The sequence below is a fragment of the Thermus sp. FJN-A genome (assembly GCF_054655095.1).
Genome location: NZ_BAAHSC010000235.1, coordinates 1 through 236 on the forward strand (window position 1 = coordinate 1; position 236 = coordinate 236).

Consider the following 236-nt stretch of genomic DNA (forward strand, 5'->3'; position numbering starts at 1 on the left):
CGGGGGCGGCTACGAGGTCTCCCGGGACGGGGAGAGGTGGGAGAGGGTCCCCTCGGTCACGGAGGTCACGGGGCGCCTGAACAAGAACCTTCAGGACTGGGCCGTGCGCCAGGTGGTGGAGTACCTCCAGGAAAACCTGGTCCCGGGGCTGGTCCTCACGGAGAAAGAGGTGGACCGCATCCTGAAGGAGGCCGCCGAGGCCCACCACAGGGCCGCCCGGAGCGCCGCGGGGCGGG

The 236-nt window shown here is 71.6% G+C and carries 1 pseudogene; it reads left to right on the forward strand.

Annotation, left to right across the window (positions count from 1 at the left end):
* A pseudogene (locus ACYQ0J_RS13545) lies at positions 1 to 236 on the forward strand (hypothetical protein); the annotation flags it as partial.